1 protein-coding gene is annotated in these 819 nt (G+C 59.2%); it reads right to left on the bottom strand.

Annotated features, from left to right (window positions below; all coding sequences use genetic code 11):
* Nucleotides 1-53: 53 nt before the first annotated feature.
* A complete protein-coding gene (locus O4H62_RS26275; RefSeq protein ID WP_269391846.1) occupies nt 54-758 on the bottom strand; it encodes an IS6 family transposase in 705 nt (234 codons plus the stop codon).
* Nucleotides 759-819 lie beyond the last annotated feature (61 nt).

Raw genomic sequence — 819 nt, 5'->3', positions numbered from 1 at the left:
CGGAGTTGTCACGTTAACGTAGGAGGATCAGCTTCCCGGATTGTCAGATTGCTTCAAGCGATGCCGGACGCCGTCTTCCAAGCGTCGATGGCTTCCATCCGGTGGTAGCGGATGGTCTGGGCATTTCGGCGGCGGGCGGGAACGGAGAAGCAGTTGCGGGTTGCGGAGTGAACGGAGATGAAACGCTGCAGCCCGCCAGGTGATCTGAAGCCCTGCATCGTCTTCTCCCGTTTGCGGAACGGTAGGTGGCTGTTTTCGGCCCTGTTGTTGAGGCCTTTGTGCGACCAGTGATCCAGACCGGGCGCGACGTCGCGTTTCGCCGCGTTGTAGGACCGCAGCTTGTCCGTGACGATACGTTTCGGAACGACGCTGTATCGCTTGATCAGTCGCACCAGAAGTCGCTTTGCCGCGCGTTTGTCGCGTCTAGTTTGGAGAATCTCGTCCAGAGTAACACCGTCCTGATCGACGGCACGCCAGAGCCAGAATGACCGGCCCGCAATCTTTACTACGACTTCATCGAGATGCCAGACATCTCCGGGACGGGCCTGCCGACGGCGCAAGTTGCGAGCGATCTGCGGCCCGAACTTGCTGGTCCATCGTCGGACGGTCTCGTAAGAAACGTCGATGCCGCGTTCCAGCAGCATCTCCTCGACCTCGCGCAAGCTCAGATTGAAGCGGACGTATAGCCAGACCGCATGCGCGATGATCTCGGGCGGGAAGCGGTGGCGTTTGTAGCTGATGATGGACCGTGTCTGCATCAGTACCGACTACGTTCAAATCGTTGCTCCGGCAATCGGTGGGAATTAGCGTGACAACTCC

The sequence above is a fragment of the Parahoeflea alexandrii genome (genome assembly GCF_027214025.1).
GTDB classification, from domain to species: Bacteria; Pseudomonadota; Alphaproteobacteria; order Rhizobiales; family Rhizobiaceae; genus Hoeflea; species Hoeflea alexandrii_A.
Note: the sequence above shows the minus strand (reverse complement) of the source record. Positions and strands in the feature narration are given on the sequence as shown.